The 21,345-nt window shown below is 34.1% G+C and carries 17 protein-coding genes; 14 read left to right on the top strand and 3 right to left on the bottom strand.

All coding sequences use genetic code 11. The features are described 5' to 3' along the window. The first annotated feature begins 262 nt into the window (after window positions 1-262). Together AC3B7A_RS02595 and AC3B7A_RS02590 are read left to right on the top strand one after the other, a co-directional pair. Entirely contained in the window at window positions 263-3,946 is a 3,684-nt protein-coding gene (locus AC3B7A_RS02595; RefSeq protein WP_489756183.1) for an SNF2-related protein, read from the top strand. Continuing rightward, window positions 3,930-7,157, top strand: coding sequence for an Eco57I restriction-modification methylase domain-containing protein (locus AC3B7A_RS02590; protein ID WP_489756182.1), 3,228 nt, complete (start codon window positions 3,930-3,932; stop codon window positions 7,155-7,157). The genes AC3B7A_RS02595 and AC3B7A_RS02590 overlap by 17 nt, the downstream gene beginning before the upstream one ends. 332 nt (window positions 7,158-7,489) lie before the next feature. Here the strand turns inward: AC3B7A_RS02590 and AC3B7A_RS02585 are convergent, their stop codons facing one another. Further along, window positions 7,490-8,680, bottom strand: coding sequence for an AIPR family protein (locus AC3B7A_RS02585; protein WP_489756181.1), 1,191 nt, complete (start codon window positions 8,678-8,680; stop codon window positions 7,490-7,492). Window positions 8,681-8,778: 98 nt separating this feature from the next. On the opposite strand from AC3B7A_RS02585, the gene AC3B7A_RS02580 reads away from it, so the two are divergent. Further along, window positions 8,779-9,054, top strand: coding sequence for a helix-turn-helix domain-containing protein (locus AC3B7A_RS02580; RefSeq protein ID WP_489756180.1), 276 nt, complete (start codon window positions 8,779-8,781; stop codon window positions 9,052-9,054). A 67-nt stretch (window positions 9,055-9,121) separates the two neighbouring features. Here the strand turns inward: AC3B7A_RS02580 and AC3B7A_RS02575 are convergent, their stop codons facing one another. Together AC3B7A_RS02575 and AC3B7A_RS02570 are read right to left on the bottom strand one after the other, a co-directional pair. Then, window positions 9,122-9,544, bottom strand: coding sequence for a hypothetical protein (locus tag AC3B7A_RS02575; RefSeq protein WP_489756179.1), 423 nt, complete (start codon window positions 9,542-9,544; stop codon window positions 9,122-9,124). Between the two features lie 129 nt (window positions 9,545-9,673). Continuing rightward, window positions 9,674-9,922: a hypothetical protein gene (locus AC3B7A_RS02570; RefSeq protein ID WP_489756178.1), complete on the bottom strand. Its 249-nt coding sequence runs from the start codon at window positions 9,920-9,922 to the stop codon at window positions 9,674-9,676. 303 nt (window positions 9,923-10,225) lie between these two features. Between AC3B7A_RS02570 and AC3B7A_RS02565 the strand changes: the two genes are divergently transcribed. The 11 genes from AC3B7A_RS02565 to lgt all read left to right on the top strand — a co-directional run bounded on the left by AC3B7A_RS02565 (window position 10,226) and on the right by lgt (window position 21,300). Next, window positions 10,226-12,250: an Ltp family lipoprotein gene (locus tag AC3B7A_RS02565; RefSeq protein ID WP_489756177.1), complete on the top strand. Its 2,025-nt coding sequence runs from the start codon at window positions 10,226-10,228 to the stop codon at window positions 12,248-12,250. Between the two features lie 205 nt (window positions 12,251-12,455). Continuing rightward, entirely contained in the window at window positions 12,456-13,328 is an 873-nt protein-coding gene (locus AC3B7A_RS02560; protein WP_489756176.1) for a phosphate ABC transporter substrate-binding protein PstS family protein, read from the top strand. A gap of 1 nt (window position 13,329) precedes the next feature. After that, window positions 13,330-14,253: a phosphate ABC transporter permease subunit PstC gene (gene pstC, locus AC3B7A_RS02555; protein WP_489756175.1), complete on the top strand. Its 924-nt coding sequence runs from the start codon at window positions 13,330-13,332 to the stop codon at window positions 14,251-14,253. Then, complete coding sequence (gene pstA / locus AC3B7A_RS02550; protein WP_489756174.1) at window positions 14,250-15,134, top strand: phosphate ABC transporter permease PstA; 885 nt, start codon at window positions 14,250-14,252, stop codon at window positions 15,132-15,134. Before pstC ends, pstA begins: the two co-directional genes overlap by 4 nt. 1 nt (window position 15,135) lies before the next feature. Continuing rightward, on the top strand, window positions 15,136-15,936 hold the full coding sequence (gene pstB / locus AC3B7A_RS02545; RefSeq protein WP_489756173.1) for a phosphate ABC transporter ATP-binding protein PstB: 801 nt from the start codon (window positions 15,136-15,138) through the stop codon (window positions 15,934-15,936). 14 nt (window positions 15,937-15,950) lie between these two features. Beyond that, on the top strand, window positions 15,951-16,709 hold the full coding sequence (gene pstB, locus AC3B7A_RS02540) for a phosphate ABC transporter ATP-binding protein PstB (RefSeq protein ID WP_489756172.1): 759 nt from the start codon (window positions 15,951-15,953) through the stop codon (window positions 16,707-16,709). A gap of 11 nt (window positions 16,710-16,720) precedes the next feature. Next, complete coding sequence (gene phoU / locus AC3B7A_RS02535; protein ID WP_489756171.1) at window positions 16,721-17,374, top strand: phosphate signaling complex protein PhoU; 654 nt, start codon at window positions 16,721-16,723, stop codon at window positions 17,372-17,374. 521 nt (window positions 17,375-17,895) lie between these two features. Next, the gene (locus tag AC3B7A_RS02530) at window positions 17,896-18,960 is read left to right on the top strand and encodes a 2,3-butanediol dehydrogenase (RefSeq protein WP_489756170.1); all 1,065 of its coding nucleotides are present in this window, start codon (window positions 17,896-17,898) and stop codon (window positions 18,958-18,960) included. Window positions 18,961-19,171: 211 nt separating this feature from the next. Then, window positions 19,172-19,516: a phage holin family protein gene (locus AC3B7A_RS02525; protein WP_489756169.1), complete on the top strand. Its 345-nt coding sequence runs from the start codon at window positions 19,172-19,174 to the stop codon at window positions 19,514-19,516. An 18-nt stretch (window positions 19,517-19,534) separates the two neighbouring features. After that, window positions 19,535-20,470, top strand: a complete 936-nt coding sequence (hprK, locus tag AC3B7A_RS02520) for an HPr(Ser) kinase/phosphatase (RefSeq protein WP_489756168.1) — start codon at window positions 19,535-19,537, stop codon at window positions 20,468-20,470. Next, window positions 20,467-21,300: a prolipoprotein diacylglyceryl transferase gene (gene lgt, locus AC3B7A_RS02515; RefSeq protein WP_489756167.1), complete on the top strand. Its 834-nt coding sequence runs from the start codon at window positions 20,467-20,469 to the stop codon at window positions 21,298-21,300. Before hprK ends, lgt begins: the two co-directional genes overlap by 4 nt. Window positions 21,301-21,345 lie beyond the last annotated feature (45 nt).

Below are 21,345 nucleotides of genomic sequence, written 5' to 3'. Positions count from 1 at the left end.
AAATTTTGTCTCTCTTATTAGAAAAAATTTCGATAATATCCAATGCGTGTTAAACTTAAATTAGACAAACAGAGTTCCTACTTTTTTTACTTTAATTTTAAATTCAAAAAAGTTTTTATTTCACTATAGGGTAATTTTTTAAGGGAACGTAAATACAATGTCCATATTAATTGATGAATATTTTCTATGAGATTATAGACTTAAAACATTAAGCTAATAGGAAATATTATTTTTGGTAAAATAAAGAATCGAGGAACTATTTATGTCACAGTACCCACAGTTTATAGACAATAAGAGAAAAACTTTAGCTGAGACTCTTAGGATGATAGCACCAAATTATCGAGTACTAAGGATTGCTACTGGCTATTGGGATTTACCTGGAACCATTGAGCTTATAGATGAAATTAAAGACTATAAAAAAATAAAATTACTTATTGGTCAAGAGCCGCTAGCAGATCATCTTCAGAAAAGATACAATCTTGTATTTGATGAAAAACAACTGTTTCCAGATAGTTATGTTGAATCTGATTTAGAAGATTGTGGAACAAATAATGAAATTAATAAATTGCGAGAAACTGCGAAAAAATTAGTTAAATTAATTGAAGATAAAAAACTCGAAGTTAAAGTTTTTCGTACTCCACGCCTTCATGCCAAAGCATATATATTTGGAGAATTAGGAGACGGAAATTCTGTTGGTATTGTAGGTTCATCTAATTTTACTAAGGCAGGTCTTACAACAAGCCAAGAACTTAACTTTTTAACCGATGACTATAGAATAGTTGAATTTGAGCCAAAAACTGATAATCAGGAAAATGGTCATATTACTTGGTTTGATGAATTATGGAATGATAAAGAAGCAGAAGAGTGGACAGGAGATTTTACTAAAATTATCAGCAATAGCCCAGTTGGTGATACAACCTATGGTCCTTATGATGTTTATATTAAAACATTAATGGAAGTTTTTTCTGACGAAATGGTAGATGTGCCTCCCTTTGATAAAGATATTGAAGATGTATTATATGAATTTCAAAATCAAAATGCATTAAGTTTAAGAAGGAAGCTTGACACTATGGGGGTAGCAATGCTTTCTGATTCTGTTGGATTAGGTAAAACTGTTACTGCTGCTGCGATTATTAAGCAATATATTCAAGAAGGGAAAGTTAATATAGCTATTATACCTCCTGCATCATTAAGGCAACAGTGGATAGATGAATTAGAAAGTACACGTTGGAATTTGATAGAACATCGTGATTTTGAAATTTATGCTCAACAAGATAGTGTTAAAATTGGCAAGTTAATTGAAAAATCACAAAAAAGAAAAAATACACGAGATGAGATAAATCTTTTTGTAGTGGATGAAGCACATAACTTGCGAAATCCCGCTTCAACTCGTCATCAGCAGATACTAAAACTATTTCAAGAGAATCCTAATTCTAAAGTATTATTACTTACAGCTACTCCAATAAATAATTCTTTAATGGATTTTGCTAACCAAATTCAACTTGGATCAAAAGGTGATTTGGTTTCTGTAAATGTTCCGTATAGTACTAAAAATTCATCACTTGAATATATTGATTTTTTTGAAGCTTTAAAGCGAATTCAATCTCAAGTTTCTCGTGCGGAGAAGTCCGGTGAAAAACTAGATTGGAATATTTATAAAAAGTCTTTAACTTCAGGTATTCGGCATTATTTGGTTCGTTCTACTAGACAGGGTGTCGTTAAAAGAAATACGATGAAGTTGGCAGCGAATGGACATAACTTGTTTCCGAAAACTAGAGTAGAGCAATTTTCATACAGTTATAGTAAAGATGACACTGTGCTACTTAAAGAAGTTATTGAAGCAGAAATTGGTAATATTTTTGAAGGATTAGATCCAAGAAAACTAAATTTAGATTTTGTAAGTGAAATAACACAACGAACTATGCATCCAATTGATCTATATAATAAAATAAAAAAATTACAAATTGATGGAAAAATAGATAAAGTACTTGAGGATAACGATATTTCTGAAGAATATAGAAATACAGGAATTTTTAATGATAGTATTTCTGGGACAGTTATTCTGATGCTATTTCAATTAATTAATTTTTTGGGATTTACGCCGTATAAACCAGATTCATATCTAAAAGAAATTTATGGTAAAACTATTCCTGAAATTCGAGCTAAAAAAATTTCAGGAAAACAGCGTACGCAGTTAGCAATTCATAATATGCTTCATGTTACTTGGCTGAAACGTCTTGAATCTTCAATGGCTGCGTTACGTAAGTCTGTTGAAAACTATCAGCAACGTATTAAACTTTTTGAAAAGTGGCTAAATAAAGGTTATGTTGTAGCTTTGAGTGATGCTACTCTATTAGAAAATGAATACGGTGAAGATATTGATCAAGCTTTTGAAGATTATGAAGCTTATCTGAAAGAGCTTGACGCAGCAGCTGATGGCGATGAAGAATTGATTAAGAAGCGCGGTGTAGAACGAAGAAAAGCAGATCCTGAAGTTTATAATTTGGATCAATTAAGAAAGGATATTAAAAGAGACAAGGATATAATAAATATACTTAAACAAATATTGTCTTTGCTAACAGGAAAGGGAAAAGATGATAAGATCAATGTATTTTCAGATCATTTGGTTAGAAGTATGCATGATGGCAAATATGGGAAAAAAGTTCTTGTATTTAGTTTCTTTTCAGATACAATTGATTATCTTAGAGAGTCGTTGCCGGCTTTGTTAGAAGAAAAAATTCCTGGATTTTCAGGTCAAGCAGAATTTGTATCGGGAAATAGTAAAGAAGTAGAACAAATTGTAAAACGCTTCTCTCCTAATAGTAAAAAGTATGATTTCAAAAAAGGTGAAAAAGAATTAAACTATTTGTTTGCAACTGATGTTCTTTCGGAGGGTCAAAACTTGCAAGATTCAGGAATTCTTGTAAATTATGATCTTCACTGGAACCCAGTTCGTATGATTCAGCGTAATGGGCGTATCAATAGGCTAGGTTCACCGTATAATGAGGTACTGATTGCTAATGCAAGGCCTAGTGCTGATCTGGAAACATATTTAAAATTGGTACGTCGATTAGAGAGAAAAATTGACACGATTAATTCAACAATAGGAAATGATCAAAGCATTTTAGGAGAAGAAGCTAATCCTGTAGAATTCAATGATTTGCTTGACTACTTTAATCCAGATTCAAGTACTGCAAGTAGAGCAGCTAAAAAATTAGAACAGCAGGAAGATCCTTTGGATTGGATTGATGATTATTTACTGGAACTCAGAGCATATCTTGAATCACACAAAGACGACGGTGAGATAACTCGAATTAAGTCTATTCCAAAAGGTAAATGGAATTATTTACCTGATGACAGAAATAATTTAGTAGATCCAACAGAAGTTTTAGGATTGTATACAGCAAATGGTAAAATAACTGGAACTGGTGAGAAAATTAAAGATATTGGTTTTGTAAAGATTTCATCTTTAGGTAAAAGTCTTGGACCATTTAGTTCTATTACAGCTGAATATGTGGAAGATCAGGTTGCTTTGAAAAAAATAAAAACAACATCTGACAATAATAAAACTGATATAGATAAAATAAAAGTGAATCGCGAAGATTACATTTCTAAAGGGAAGACGGAAGTAAAAGTTCAGTTTGATAAAAATAGGTCTGTTTTTGAATTGAAACCAGCTCAGCGTAAAGCTTTAGAGTTGATCAGTAATGATTTCCCGATAGACGTTTTAGGTGTTGTTAAACGAGGTATTAAACGTTCTAATGAAAAAAGAGAATTTAAGAAATTGGTTGGAAAGTTAAATAAAGAAGTCAGAGAATCCGGTTCTCCTTTTTCAACTACAATTCATAAACTGAAAGATTTTATAAATCAATTATCGGATAAAGAAAATCAAGAACGAAAACTAGGGAAAATTGAAGGAATGTTATTTTATGCTCATAAACAATAGTCTTAATAAGATAGATGGATTAGTTAATAAATTATATTTAGAAAAAAGCAAATGGACGTCATTAGCAATTGCCATTGATTTAGCAGATGAGGTATTAAAGATACTATTACCTGACAAGACTGAATGGCAAAAGAAATTAGATCGCAATTCTCAAAATACTGGTAATTTACCTCAACCACTTTCATTGGATACTTTTAAGAATAAGAAACAAGAAAGTTGGTTTCATTCATATCCTGGATTAAGTTCTGCTAAAAGTGCATTTAAGCTATTTTTTGAAGAAAACTGTGCGTTGGAAAGTAACTTTTTTTGGTTTAGTAAGTCTGCTACAAAACAAAAAATATCTGTGGCAACTGAATATTCTCCAAATTGGGAAGATTCGGAATTAACAAGAAAGCCGCAATATAAGGTTGGAATAGACTTCTTCTTGACGTCAGATGCGAATAGCCTGCTAATTGTATTATCTAACCACCAGAAACTTCGTGTACTTGAATTACGTGATCATTTAAGCAATACACAAAAAAGAATTTTTACAGATAGGCTAAATGGTGCTGCTTCATATACAGGAATTGAGGATGGAGAGCAATTAGATTTTGAACCGCAGAGAACGATCCATACAACTTTATGGGATGCTTTTCAACTTAAAGAAGTCAACAAACAATTTTATGACTATATTGCAGGACATTTTAAAGAGCTTGTAGATACAATGGAATTAAACGGGAAAAGTCCAGATGATGCAAAGCAATTTTCTTCTCGATTGCTTGGACGCTTGTTATTTGTATGGTTTTTAAGAAAGATGAATATAATTAACGAAGACTCCGGATATTTTGATACAGATTCATTAAGTGCTACAGATTACTATGAGCAAAAATTAAAAGTGCTTTTCTTTAGAACTTTAAATACAGAAATTTCAGATAGAAAAGATCAAGATTTAAAGACACCGTATTTAAATGGTGGCCTTTTTGCTGCTCAATATAATGATTTTGCAGATGAAGTATTGCACTTCCCTAACGCCTTTTTTAAAAGATTATACGAACACTTTAACGAGTTTGATTTTACAGTAGATGAGTCTAGTGCTGATTATGAGTTAGTGGCTGTTGATCCTGAAATGTTGGGAAAGGTATTTGAATCTTTGTTAGCATCACAAACAAGTGAAGATAATACAAATGCAAGAAATAATACAGGTTCTTTCTATACGCCACGTGAAGTTGTAGGATATATGGTTAAAGAAACACTTCGTCAGTATTTGTACTCTAAACTTGATCAATCTGCACATGACGGAATTGATGAGTTGTTAGATTTATCTGATTCTCAATGGCTTAGACGAAAGAGCACTTCACAAACTAATGTGTGGGGAGTAAATAGTAAAAAAGTGATTGCAGAAATTAAAATAGCATTGAAAAATTTCAAAGTACTAGATCCAGCCGCTGGATCAGGTGCTTTTCCTATGGGAATGCTTCAACAATTGCTGAAAACTTATGAACGAATTGAGAATAAGGATGAATTTGATCAATACAATCAAAAATTATCAATTATTGAAAATAATATTTTTGGTGTTGACTTGCAGCCAATGGCAGTTGAAATTTCTAAGTTAAGAGCATGGCTGTCAATTATTATTGATGAACCTGATAAAAATAATATTCAACCATTACCAAATTTAGATTTTAAGTTTGTTGCGGCAAACAGTTTAGTAAAACTTGAATCGGGTGAAAATCAAAATGGTAATTTATTCGAACAAGATTCACTAGAATTAGATAGTAAATTACGAAGTTTACGTGATAATTATTTCAATGAACGTGATCCACAGCAAAAACAAGGATATCAAGATAAATATCATGAGTTAACTGTAATAAATGGTGACTACGAGGATAAACGAACAAAACAGCTTAAGTCTTTTGATCCCTTTAATGATTGTAAAGCTGCTGACTTTTTTGATCCGCATGTAATGTTTGGGGTAACCGAAGGTTTTGATGCTGTGATTGGTAATCCGCCTTACATCCATCTTGAAAGAATGGAAAAAATTGAACGTAAGTTTTATAAAGACAATGCAAAAAAATTAGGCTTTACAACATATGCTGCTCGTGGAGATATGTATACGTTGTTCTATGAAAAAGGTATTCAACTGCTTCATAATGGTGGAGTTTTGACGTTTATTACTTCTAATAAATGGATGAGAGCTGGGTATGGTGAAAAGCTTCGTGATTTTTTTGTTAAAGATACTAATCCTGTTGAGCTAATTGACTTAGGACCGGGTGTTTTTGAATCTGCTACTGTAGATACAAATATATTATTGCTACAGAAAAATCAAAATCAACATCAACATCAACATCAATTAAAAGCTATTACTCTTGATAAGGATTGCTCAGAGAATATGAGCGATTATATTCGACAGAATGCTACATCAATTGATTATAAAAAAGGAGAAAGTTGGGTCATTCTTAATGAAATTGAACAATCTATCAAAAAGAAAGTTGAAGCTGTTGGTACACCACTTAAAGATTGGAATATAAAAATTAACTATGGTATTAAAACCGGTCTAAACGAAGCATTCATTATTTCTAAGGAAAAAAGGGATGAACTAATTGCAAAAGATCCTAAATCTGCCGAAATTATACGACCGATTTTACGTGGCAGAGATATTAGAAGAAACTCAATAGACTTTGCTAATTTATACGTAATTACAACATATAAAGGAATTAACGAAATAATACAAAAGGAATATCCAGCTGTTTATGCCCATTTAAAACAATTTGAATCCAAGTTACGAGAAAGAGGGCAAGTTGAAGGGAAGCCAGGCAGTCCTGGATCTAATCAGCACCATTGGACAGAACTAGATAATAATATTAGTTTAGAAAAATTGGACGATTTTTCTAAACCTAAAATATTATATTCAGAAATAGTACAATCGCCACAGTTTTACCTAGATTCAGAAGGAGTATTTACACCTGAAGCGACTTCATTTTTAATTATTGGTTCACACCTTGACAATTTAATTAAATATTTAAATTCTTCAATTGTTTCATGGATATTCAAACATTATTATGCTGGTGGTGGATTAGGTGAAGGATTCAGATATAAGAAAAAGTTTATCGAAAAACTTCCAATTCCATCTAACTCAATTAGAGGAACAAGTGATGAGGACATTGACAAAGAAATAGCTAAAGCATACCAATTAAGCGATATAGAAGTTTGCCATATTAAAGAATTAATATAAGCTATTCTTATATGTATATTAAAATTGTTTCTATACTAACAAGTGTTGATGATGGAAAATCAATGCTTTTTTGTATAACAATTTAAATTGGTTCTATAATATTGAGTGTTGATGAGTGATTTCATCGGCACTCTTTTTATGTATACCAATTCATTTTTGGACACAAAAAGAACATTGCCTCCCTATGTTACAATTTAGTCGACTAAAACCTATTGAAAGAGGGAAAAAACAATGTTCCTAGACAATTATTTTACCAGTTTATTTTTAATTAAATATGAAAATAAATATTGATTTTAAGCTTGTAGATTAACTCCAAGTTATAAATTTTTTAATCACTTCTGTAAATTATTTAAGGAAATTTCAAGTCTTGCTGTGTTAACTGCGTCAAAGTTTTGTGACCATAATGATGAACTTTTTCCGGAACTTTGTGGATTATTGCCAAGTGAACGCATCATTTCTATAGTATTATTGACTAGCTTTGACTTAGTCTTTTCCCAAACATCAATTGGGTCTACACTCCACTGTGGTTGACCATTTTCAGCTGTTGTTACTAAAGCTCTAAATGCAGCTAAGATAGGGAAGATTAATCCTTGAGAGATTGTATAGTCTATTTTTTCATTATAAAATTTACTGCCAATATTTTTCTTGTTAAGATCAACACCTTTAATTCGACCAAAAGCACCATTTTTCGTGACTTGAAGATATGCTTCAGGCATTTCTTCTTCGATTTTGTCGTAAAGTTTGGTTATTTCTGGTAATAATGGCGCCAATTTTTTATAAGGATTGTCTTTGTTAGAATATTCGTTTAGATAGTCTTTTAACACTGCTGATTTACCACTATATGCAGCAATCGGCTGAGTTGTTGTATTACTATCATATTTGAAAATATTGAATACATATAATAAACGGACAAAATCAATTGAGTCTATCGGGTTTTCCTCGTTTTCTCTATAAGCGACTAGTTGTGCGTAAGGTTCATTTTTTATAGCATCTTTGATAAATTCGAATTTGTCTGCTAATTCTGCTATTGCCTTATCTGAAACTTGAACACTGGTATTTCTGGCAGATGCTAGTTCATCAATATTTGTAACATTAGTCATAATTTCTAAGTGAACATATTCAACGTCGCTATTATTCATTTCATCTCTATGACTAGTAATGGCATTATATGTGTGACCACCATCTAAGACTCCATACAGTGTGTTGTCGTGCTCAGATCCATTACCAATATTGAGCTTTAATATTTTATTTAATTTGTCCCAGGTCACTTCTTTTGCTGCAATTAGTAGGCCACGATTATTAACAAAAAATGAGTTGCTATTTTCAGACAAGGCATTTACTATTATTTTGTAAACCTTTTTATGAGTATTAACATCTCGAGGATTAACTTCAGTTGGAATACCTTCAGGCAATTCATTAACGTTAACAAAGAAATGATAAATGACACGATTATCATTTTTGTAAGGACTATCCATTCTGACACCTTTTACGTATGGAATATTAAATACTTGTTCTTTATTCATTTTATTATCTCCTTTGCTTTTGACTACGTTTTAATAGTATAAAAATTAACGAATATATTAAAGGAACCATGGTGCTTATTTTGACAATTAGAAATAATTTGTATGATGAAAAACTGCGTTACGCAGGTGATAATTTAAGGAAAATAAGAAAAAATATATGCAATATGAGTATTGATAACTTTTCAGAAGTAGTTAACTTGTCTTCAAAAACAATTAGTAACTATGAACTTGGTAAAAACCTTATATCAATTGAAAGCTTGATCAATATATATGAAGGAATTTTAAATTATCAAATTGATGAGGGTGCTGTTCCAACTTTTTCTACTTTAACTGATTTATTTGATGCGGTTGTAACTGACGTGTATGACAATTGATATTAATTTTTTTAAATCTATTTTTTTACTCTCTTCCACGATCATCTGCATATCCTTCATCCTGTTGCTATTGAGCTAATTGATTTGAACGATAATAGTGCATATCAGTCCACAGGCTAGCGCCACTGGCTGCAAATAAAACGGGTGTTTGTTGACCGTCAATATCTTCGTTCATAATATAGTAATATGTTCCATCACCGGCGCTTTGGTACCAGCCACGTAAGTCAACAATTGGTGATAGTGGTGTGGTGTCAAAATTGGCGGTTTGTGGATCAATACTAGATAGAGCTGTCCAGTTATCCATACGATTTTGTTGTTCTGCATTTAAAGAATTTGTGCCGTTATTTAAGGTAGCTTGATCATCTGTGGGACGAACACTGCCATCATAGGCATAACTATCTTTACCATCAACAGTGATTTGATTGCCCGTAAAAGTTATAGCTTTGACGGAATCTGAATATTTATCATAACCATACCAAGGTCCTTGCATGATCTGGGGAAAATCAACTTTTTTGAAGCTATTATCATTTGTATTAGTTGGAAGTTTGGCTGCAGAGGTTTGATTTTGAGTATTTTGGTTAGTTGCTGTTTTGATTGTTTCTTGATTGAGATTAGCAGCCTATAATTGAGGTGTTATTTTTGATAATTGTCGGCCATGAACAGTCTTGGTTTTTATGATGTGCCATTGACTACCAGCAGCTAATAATTTTTGCGGTACTTTGTGACCATTTGCATAATAAAGTGGCGTGATTTTGGTTACTGTTGCTGAAGAGTTGGCTTGGACATTATTAACTTTGAAGAATTGTTTACCTCCTGTAAGTAATAAAACGGTACCAATCATTGTACTAATTGCTATCTTTTTGTTCATCTTTAATCTTCCTCTAATAATAAATAGCATTTTTGTGGAAAAATTTCAAATCTATTTTATCTGACCAGTTTGTGTTAAGTTACGGATTAGATTATTTGATAGTTACGGTCTTGAGCTAAACAAATTCTCAGTTACAGTCTTAATGAATATTTTTATTTTGTATAATCAAAGTGATTTTCTTCTATCAAATGAATAATACCAGGATTATTAAAATTTTTTATTGTTTTTATTTAAAGTATACACAAAGAGAAAACGCTATATTAAAATAGAACTATGTAAATTGTTATTGAAGGGGAGATTAGTGTGAAACACAATAAAAGTATTAGTGTTGGTGCAATAGTAATGACTTTATTAGCTGTGGCACCAATAGCAACTGCTAGCATGAACATTCAAACTAATGTTTATGCTGCTACAACTAATGAAGGTGATCAAACAATTATTGATAAGTTTGCGTCCCATTTTAGTCAGGATACTTTGGTTATGGATGGTTGGAGAGCAAAAAATAATTTAAGAGTCAAAGATTTTAATGTTAGTCAACCTGCTGGTGGCACTGATGATGATTCTAGTTTTGTTAATGTTTATGGCAAAGTAACTGGTATTGCTAACGAATTTTTTGGTGAGGGTGGTAACGATAAAGATGAAGAATTTGCTAAAATTGCTGCTAATTATCGTATAAAAGTGTTATTAAATATCAATGGTCAAGATTATTCATCTGATCCTAGACCAGTTGATGAATTAAATAAAGTGATTGATCATGGTGGAACTATCATAGAAAAGATTAATATTGTTAAAAAAAGTTCTCCAGATATAATTTTGAAAACAATCAATTTACCATTAAGAATAATATCGGTTGAAGATGAAAATATTTTTAATTATACTAATGTATTTTGGTCTTATTTTGTTCCAACTCCCTTGCAACTGGATTCTGATTCACCACAATTGACAGTTGGTATATTTAATCCATCAACTAAACTAGTACAAAGTGTTAATACTCCTGGTTTTATAGATAAGAAGCACAATTATAAAATTAGTGGACTAGCAGGTGCATTATTAAATAACAATACAAAACATGACATTCAAGATTTAGCCGACAAATATCCAGATTTAGATGTTAAAGTTCAAATTTTTAATGATAATAAATTAGTTAAAGATACTGATTATGCTAAATTAATTAAAGATTTAAAGGAGAGTGGTGGTACTGTTACAGAAAAGATTGTTTTGTTAAAAGATGATCAGCCAATTAGTAATCCAGTTAGCCTTAATTTAGTTGTTAATCCACCTCAGAATTCTTCCAATGCTACTGCACTTCCTGTAACTTCAAGTTCAGGTAATGATACTAGTTCTAGTGAAACTAATAAACCTATTTCTGACAATAAGCCAAATAATAATCAATCAACAACCAATTCAACTAAACCCAATGATAGCAATCAAACAAATACTAATAATTCAACTGATAATCATTCCCAACCAGTTGTTGTAACGCATTCGTTACATGGTACAGTAACCGTCAATCCTACTATTGTTGGTGGCTATGCTCAAATTTATGATGCTAATGGAACTGCAATTTTAGATCGTGCATTGGCTGCTGGTACCGGTTGGGCGACTGATGGCAAGCGGACATTAAATGATGGGCGCGTTTTATATAAAGTTTCTCCATCTGAATATGTTTTGGCTTCTGATGTTAGTTTTGGAGACATAAGAGCAGCATTTACAGAGACTGGGTCTGTGACTATTACTAAACAACGTGGTGTTGTTACTGTCACTTCACCAGGAATTGTATTTTTAAATACTTGGGATGATGCGGGGCCAGGATTTAGAGTTTTACCCAATCGAGCAGTTGCTACGAATACTAGTTGGAAATTCGATAAAAAAGCAACGATCAATGATTCAACTTATTATCGAGTGGCTGGATACGAATGGATTAGGGGGCAATATGTTGCTGAACAAAATAGTAATCATTCTGTAAGTCATGAAAGTAAACCAATCGTTGTCACCACTAAGCCTGACCAACAAAAAGTTCCACAAGAATATAAGAATGCACTTTTAAAAGCAGAAGAATATCAACAACTAAATGGAACTATGAGTTATAAAGGTTTGTACAAGCAACTGACAAGTCAATATGGTGAGGGCTTTTCCGCTTATGCTGCTAACTATGCACTAAAGAATATTAGTATTGATTACAACCAAAATGCATTAAGATGTGCAAAACAATACGAAAAATTAGATCATTTAAGCACATCAGAACTTTTTAAACAGTTAACCAGTGAATATGGAGAAGAATTTACTACCGAGCAAGCGCAGTATGCAATTGATCATTTGAGCAAATAAGCTTACTAATTAAACTTAAATACTTGTTCTAAATTAAAGTGATGTCATTTTCAATCTTATTAGTTCATTATTGAAGATGACACCACTTTTTTATTTTACTCAACTCCTTTTACTCAAATCACCTTAAACTTTTACAAAACATTTACACTATTAACAATAGATTTTTACAATTGTTTGTTATACTTTCGCTTGGAGGTAAGACTTGATGAAAAAGTTGAACTGTTTTCTATTATTAATAATAGAATTGTTGACAGTTGTGGGCTGTAGCCAAATTAAAAGTTCTGAACAGACGATTACGGCTGTCGGTTCTTCTGCCTTGCAACCTTTAGTTGAGGCTGCAGGGGAAAAGTACAGTCACAATCATCCTAATTCATTCATTACCGTGCAAGGTGGCGGAAGTGGTACTGGGTTGTCACAAATTCAACAAAATGCAGTGGCAATTGGTAACTCTGATGTTTTTGCTGAACAAAAAAAAGGCATTCAAGCCGACCAATTAATTGATCATCGGATTGCAGTAGTTGCTGTCATCCCTGTAGTTAATTCTCAAGTTAAGCTCAATAACATTACTTTAAAACAATTACAAGCTATTTTTGCCGGCAAAATTACTAATTGGCAAACCTTGGGTGGTTCCAATTTAAAAATTTCAGTGGTGAACAGAGCTCAAGGTAGTGGAACCCGCACTGTTTTTGAACAACAAGTGATGCGTGGCGTTGGTAGTGTGCGCAGTTCTGAGCAAGATTCTAGTGGCATGGTTCGCCAAATTGTAAAAAATACGCCAGGCGCCATTAGTTATGTGGCTTGGCCTTATCTGACTAAAGATCTACGGCCATTAGCAGTCAATGGAGTAAAGATTTCAGCTACCAATGTCCAAACTAATCGTTGGAAAATTTGGTCATATGAACATATGTATACCACTAAGAAACCCAATGCTTTAACGAAAAATTTCATTCAATATTTATTAAGTGCTGACTTTCAAAATCATGAAGTTCAGCAAATGCGCTATATTCCGATCAAATCCATGCATTATCAACAAGATGCTCAAGGACAAGTAACGCCCATTACTCAAGGAGGAAAATAAAGTGGCAGATTCAATTGCAAAAAAATTACAGCACAAGTCGCTCTCCGCTAAAATTGAACATCGCGGTAAACTAGTTACTCAGATTTTAACGTTACTCATTGTTTTGTTACTCTTGGTTATCTTTGCTTTTATTGCGACGAAAGGACTGACCATTTTTGTGCAAGACCACGGCAGTTTATCCAATTTTTTAACGGGCAAAATTTGGAATCCCGATAAAATTGATTTGCACCACCAACCTTTAATCGGAGCGTTACCGATGATTGTGGGGTCATTTTTGGTTACTTTACTAGCGGTTGTGGTAGCCACACCATTTGCGATTGCAGCGGCGATCTTTATGACAGAAATTGCTCCCAAAAGAGGACATCAGATTTTGCAACCAGTCATTGAATTGTTAGTGGGCATTCCTTCGGTGGTGTATGGCTTTATTGGCTTAGGGGTGATTGTTCCCACTGTGCAAAAAGTAATTGGTGGTAGTGGTTTTGGCATTTTAGCGGGCGCCATTGTATTATTTGTCATGATTTTACCAACGATTACTTCAATGAGTGTTGATGCTTTAAAATCAGTGCCGCGCTATTACCGCGAAGCTTCCTTAGCTTTAGGAGCAACGCAGTGGCAAACTATCTATAAAGTCGTTTTAAGAGCAGCAGCACCTGGGATTATGACAGCAATTATTTTTGGCATGTCGCGGGCATTTGGCGAAGCCTTAGCGGTGCAAATGGTGATTGGCAATGCTATTTTGATGCCGACCAGCTTAGTCTCACCAGCAACTACATTGACAAGTGTTTTGACGATGAATATGGGTAATACGATTATGGGTACTACTGCCAATAATGCCCTTTGGTCGTTAGCGTTACTACTATTATTAATGTCGTTAGTCTTCAATATTGTGGTGAAATATCTGGCGAAGCGAGGTGAGCTGAAATGAATCCGCAAAAAGTTGATAAGTTGATGACCGCTTTAATTTGGATTTTATCTGGTTTTATTATTTTAATTTTAGCTTCGCTATTATTATATATTTTGATTAGTGGCATTCATGTGATTAATTGGCATTTTTTGACTGCACCGGCTAAAAGTTTTCAAGTTGGCGGCGGGATTGGTGCACAGTTATTTAATTCTTTGTACTTGTTAATCTTGTCCATGATGATTTCCGTGCCCATTTCTTTAGGGATCGCGATTTATTTATCTGAATATGCACAAAATCTACGTTTAACCAATTTAGTACGCTCTGCTATTGAAGTTTTAAGCTCCCTACCTTCTATTGTCGTTGGTTTATTCGGTTTTTTAGTCTTTGTGATTAGTTTTCATTTACAATTTTCGATTTTATCGGGTGCTTTAACACTGTTGATTTTTAATCTACCGTTATTAATTCGCAGTATTGAAGATGCTCTGCATTCAGTCAGCAATAGTCAGCGTGAAGCGGGGTTAGCACTGGGATTATCGCGTTGGGAAACCGTTATTCACGTGATTATTCCCGAATGTTTACCAACGATTGTCACCGGCATAATTTTGGCCGCTGGGCGAGTTTTTGGGGAAGCGGCGGCTTTGATTTACACTGCTGGTCAAAGTGCTCCACCACTGAATTTTCATAATTGGAATATCTTAAGTTTAACCTCACCGTTAAATCCAATGCGGCCAGCGGAAACTTTAGCCGTGCATATTTGGAAGGTTAATTCTGAAGGCTTAATTCCGGATGCCCAAGCCATTTCAGCTGGGTCTTCGTTGGTGCTAGTTTTAGTTGTATTAATTTTTAATTTACTGGCTCGTTATTTTAGTAAAAAATTATATCAACATTTAACAGGAGATTAAAATGATGCAAGAATTGACGACCTATACAGCGCCTTTACCAGCAAAAACAGAAGTTGCATTAGCAACACATGATTTACGGGTTAACTATGGTAATAAAGAAGCTTTACATGGCGTCAGTCTGCAATTTGAACGTTATAAAATTACGTCTTTGATTGGCGCTTCTGGTTCAGGAAAATCAACCTTTTTACGATCGTTGAATCGCATGAATGACACCGTAGCGACAGCGAGTGTTCATGGTCAGATTATGTATCGCGGAGTTGATATTAATTCGCCCAAAGTTGATGTCTATACAGTGCGCGAACAAATTGGCATGGTTTTCCAACGACCTAATCCGTTTGCTAAATCTATCCAAGACAATATTACTTTTGCCCTGCAGCGTCGCGGGTTAACGGATCAACAACAACTGGCAGAAATTGTGGAAACAACTTTGAAGCAAGCTTCTTTGTGGGATCAAGTCAAAGATGATTTGCATAAAAGTGCTTTGGCTTTATCAGGCGGACAACAGCAACGCTTATGTATTGCCCGAGCCTTAGCATTACAACCAGATGTTTTATTAATGGATGAACCCGCGAGTGCATTAGATCCAATTTCAACGGCACATTTGGAAAATACGATGCAAGATTTAAAGAAGCAATATACAATTATTATTGTGACTCATAATATGCAACAAGCAGCGCGCGTTAGTGATTATACAGCCTTCTTTCATTTAGGGCAGATGATTGAATTTGATCAGACGCGCAAAATTTTTACGCGTCCGAAAGTCAAGTTAACTGAAGATTACGTATCCGGTCATTTTGGTTGAAAGGAGAAGCAGCAATGGTACAACCTATTATTACTGCGCAAGATGTTCATTTGTTTTATGGCGCTAAAGAAGCATTAAAGGGAATTAATTTGCAAATTAATCCCCATGAAATTACCGCGATGATTGGCCCTTCTGGTTGTGGCAAGTCAACTTTTTTACGGTGCTTGAACCGCATGAATGATTTGATCAATAGCGTCAAAATTACTGGTCAAATTAAATTAGCTAATCAAGATATTTATGCGCCCAATACTGATACGGTGCAATTAAGAAAACGTGTGGGAATGGTTTTTCAACAACCTAATCCATTTCCGTTTTCTATTTATGATAATGTTGTTTATGGCTTGAAAATTGCGGGGATTCATGACCGTCCAACTTTAGATGAGGCAGTGGAAACCAGTTTAAGAGCTGCAGCACTTTGGGATGACGTTAAGGATAAATTAAATCAAAGCGCGCTAGCTTTATCGGGGGGCCAACAACAACGAGTTTGTATTGCCCGCGTTTTAGCGGTGAAACCAGAAGTAATTTTACTTGATGAACCGACCAGTGCCTTAGATCCTATTTCAGCTACTAAGGTGGAAAACATGTTATTAGAATTACGCACCAATTATACAATGGTGATTGTGACGCACAGTATGCATCAAGCATCACGAATTTCTGATCAAACGGCCTTTTTTTATCAAGGAGAATTGATCGAAGCTAATCAAACCAAAGAAATATTTTTAAATCCTAAGCACCAAAAAACAGAAGATTATATTAGTGGACGTTTTGGATAGAGGAGAATACTATGCGCAGTGATTTTACAACGGAATTAAATAATTTACACGTTCGTTTTGCCGAGATGGCCATGATGGTCAACGAAGCCATCAAAAAAGCAATGTTAGCCTTTGAAAATAATGATCTAACTTTGGCCCAAGAAGTCATTGATCATGATCAATATATTAATAACCGAGAAGTGGATTTAGAACAAAAGTCGTTTGAAATGATTGCCTTGCAACAACCGGTAACCTCTGATTTGAGAATGGTTGTGACCATCTTAAAAGCCAGTTCGGATTTAGAACGAATGGGTGATCACGCCGTTAGGATTGCGCGGGCTGTTTTTAATTTAAAAAATCAAGTTTCTATGGCTTCAGCCAAAACTAAGTTAGTTCAATTAGCGCAATTAGTAGAGCAAATGTTTAGCCAAGCTTTAGATTCTTATTTACAAACGGATGATCAAAAAGCAGTGCAAGTAGCGCATCAAGATGACCAAATTAATCACTTAGCACGTGCAATTGATCAACTCTGTATTACCACTATGAAAGCCGATGCCCAAAGTGTTGAAGATGGGACATCGTATTTATTGATTTCTACTTACTTGAAACGCATGGGTGATTACGTGACCAACTTATGTGAATGGGTAGTCTACTTGCAACAAGGTAAATTATGTGAATTAAGTTAGCAAGCATTCTTAACAGTTTTCCCGAAAAGGATTAACTGGTAAAGAATGTTTTTTTGTACCGAAAAGCAGTTTTAATTTTTTTAAAGTGTAAAATTGATTGAGCTAGATTAAAATCAAAAAAAGTGATATTATTAACTTGCTGAAGGCGGTTGCAAATTTATTATTTTTTTTAATGCTTTTGTAAACGTTTATATTAAAAGGCAAATCAATAAAATTAATGATTCTATTACACATAGTAGTTTAAAGTTATGAACATAAAGTCAGTAATAAAGCAGTTGAAGGCACTGCGTTTTTTTAATTATTACTTTACGTCTAAGGGGATTAAATTTGAAAGCAAGGCTAAGGTTTTGAAATTTAACGCTCTGGGGGTGCTCATTGCTAAACAACATGTTGAAGGTCGTTAATTGGTCTTGTTGTTTGAAAGTTGTTTCTTTGGGTCTAATAATCTGAAGTTTATATGCAAGATTAAAAGGCTAATGGAACGTAACTTTTGTTGTCTTATCTATAAGGAGGAAAAACTGATGAAAGCAGCGCGAATTTACGGTAAACAGGATTTAAGAATTGAAGATGTTGAACTCAAAGAACCACAAGGTGATGAAGTTCAAATCAAAGTTAAGGATATTGGAATTTGTGGTAGTGACATTCATATGTATCAAGAAGGAACCGGTATTCCTTATCAAAAGCATCCATTAACAGGTAAAACAGTTCCAATTACTGAAGGTCATGAATTTTCTGGCGAAGTAGTCAAGGTAGGTTCTGATGTTACTAAATTTAAACCAGGCGATCATGTTTGTGTAGAACCAATTATTGCTTGTGGTAAGTGTGAATTTTGTCGTAAAGGACAATATAATTACTGTACTCAAGGTGTTGGTCCAGATGGTAGTTTACAGTTTATTGGTTTTTCCGATGATGGGGCAATGGCTGAGTATGTCAATGTCAAAGAAGGTTTTACGTTTAAATTACCTGATGGTATGGATTATGAATTAGGTGCCTTAATTGAACCAACAGTTGTTACTTACGAAGCAGTTCGTGATAGTGGTTTAATTGCCGGTCAAACTGTTGCCGTCTTTGGTGCCGGTCCCATTGGCTTATTAACCGCTTTAGTTGCTAAATATGCGGGAGCTACTAAAGTTTACATTGCTGATTTGTCCCCAGAACGTTTAGCTAAAGCCAAAGAATTAGGCTTCAGTGATGTAATTAATTCTGGTGAAGTTGATTTTGTCAAACACGTCAAAGATGAATTACCATATGGTGTGGATGTGGTCTTTGAGTGTGCTGGTGCGCAACCAACTTTGAATCAGGCGGTGCAATTAGTAGCCCCGGCTGGCGTCTTAGAAATTGTATCTTTATTTAATGGTGAATATACATTTGATATTACCACCTTACAAAATAAGGGTGCCAATGTGCATACAATTATGGGCTACGCTAACGGCTTTCCACAAACAATTGGAATTGTTAATCAACATCGTGATACCTTTAAAAAATTAATTACCAAGAGAATTAGTTTAGATGATGCTGAAGCAGGTATTAAATCTTTAATGACTGATAAATCACAAGTTAAAGTCATGATTTCTCCCGAATTGTAAAAAAATTCAAACATTTAGATTTATTAATTGATATTCATAAAAAAGCCGAAACTGATTTAATTAACGTTTCGGTTTTTTCATTGTTTTTAATTTTAACGATAGTTAAGCTTTGGAGTTCTAAATCTGCTTAGCTGTGAACCAGCTCTTGTCCTAGCTGCAGACCTTAACGTATATGCTATAATAAAAAAATAATACGAAAGAGAGCATAAATTTGAAAGTTGTTTATCAAACTGTCATTAATACATTATTGTTTATGGCGATGGCTAAAATTTTGCCAACCATGTTTTTCTTAAGTGATTGGTTAACCGCATTAATTGCTGGTTTTGTTTTAGTATTATTGAATTTGACGATTAAACCGTTATTGAAAATTATTTCTTTTCCGATTACTTTAATCACATTTGGTTTATTTTCCATTATCATTAATGCTTTAACACTGGAAATTATTGCTGCTTTAATTCCGGGGTTTATTTTTCGGAGCTTTTTTGCAGCAATTGTGGTGGCCGTTTTAATGTCTCTGGCGAATGCATTTGTTGGCTATCATGTTTTTCGAAACTAAAAAGAGGGGAATTAGCTGATGGTTACAGTTCAAGATTTAATTGATCATACTAATGTTCAAGTTTACAGTGGAGCTGAGTTTTTAAAGGAACGCAATATTACTGAAAGTGAAATTTCTCGTCCCGGGTTAGAGTTAACTGGTTATTTTGATTATTATCCTGCTGAACGTGTGCAGTTATTTGGTCAAACGGAAACTTCCTATGCACAATCAATGACGTCAATCAATCGTTATCATATTTTAAGAGAAATGGCGACTGATCAGACTCCAGCGTTTGTTTTTTCCCGGGGCATTCAACCGTCCCAGGAAATGCAACGTGCCTCGAAGGAACATCGAATTCCGATTCTATCTTCACCATTAACGACAACGCGCGTCTCCAATATCATTACGCAATATTTGGAAAAAGTTTTAGCTCCCAGAAAAAGTATTCATGGTGTATTAATTGATGTTTATGGTTTGGGCATTTTGATTAAGGGTGACTCAGGCATTGGCAAAAGTGAAACAGCTTTAGAATTAATAAAAAATGGTCATCGGCTAGTGGCTGATGACCGCGTGGATGTTTATCAGCAAAATGAGCATACGATTGTTGGCGAAGCACCTGCTATTTTGAAAAATTTGATGGAAGTACGTGGGATTGGCATTATTGATGTGATGAATTTGTTTGGTGCGAGTGCGGTTCGGACTTCGATGGAAGTACAGCTGATTGTTAATTTAAGAAATTGGTCTGAAAAGGAAAATTATGATCGGATTGGCACTGATAATCAAACAGAGCAAATTTTTGATGTTGCCGTACCTTCAATGACGATTCCAGTTAAAGTTGGCCGCAATATTTCTAATATTATTGAAGTAGCAGCGATGAATTATCGAGCTAAAAAATTGGGTTATGATGCTGCTTCTCGCTTTGAAAAGCAGTTGAATGATTTAATCAAAGAACATTCAGAAAGTGAGAAATTATGATCTTAGCTTTAAATCCTATTTTTTTACAGTGGGGACCTTTTACTATCCATTGGTACGGAATAATTATTGCTGTTGGTGCTATTTTAGGCGTCCTTTTAGCTTTGAATGAAGCGCCGAAACGCCAGATTATGACTGATGATTTGATTGATTTAGTTTTATGGGGAATTCCGTTTGCGTTAATTGGTGCCCGCATTTATTATGTTGTTTTTCAATGGTCATTTTATGCTAAATATCCTAGTGAAATTATTAAAATTTGGCATGGGGGAATTGCCATTTATGGTGGTTTAATTGCGGCGATGATCGTGACCATTATTTTTACGTATGTGCGCCAATTACCGCTGTGGTTAATTTTGGATATTGCCGCTCCTAGTTTATTAGTTGGTCAATTAATTGGACGCTGGGGTAACTTTATGAACCAAGAAGCATACGGAGCAGTAACTTCCGCACACTTTTTACATGCACTGCACTTACCAAATTTTATTATTCAACAAATGTATATTAGTGGCGCCTTTCGGCAACCAACTTTTCTTTATGAATCCGTTTGGAACTTCATTGGTTTAATTTTGTTATTAAGCTTACGGCACCGGGTTCATCTTTTTAAACAAGGAGAAGTCTTTTTAAGTTATGTAATTTGGTATTCCTTCGGGCGCTTTTTTGTAGAGGGAATGCGTACGGATAGTTTGTATTTATTGAATACTTTACGTGTTTCGCAAATTTTGTCATTAATTTTGTTTATTGGGGCAGGGGTAATTGTGGTTTATCGCCGCAAAAAAATTCAGCCGCCAGATTATTTAGCGGGCAGTGGTCTCAAATTTCCTTACCACCGTTAAGCGCTAGATTAGCATTTGGTTGGATAAACGATTATGATATAAATT

This window comes from Bombilactobacillus sp. ESL1202, from assembly GCF_058107125.1.
This window is presented reverse-complemented; position numbering and strand designations above follow the sequence as displayed.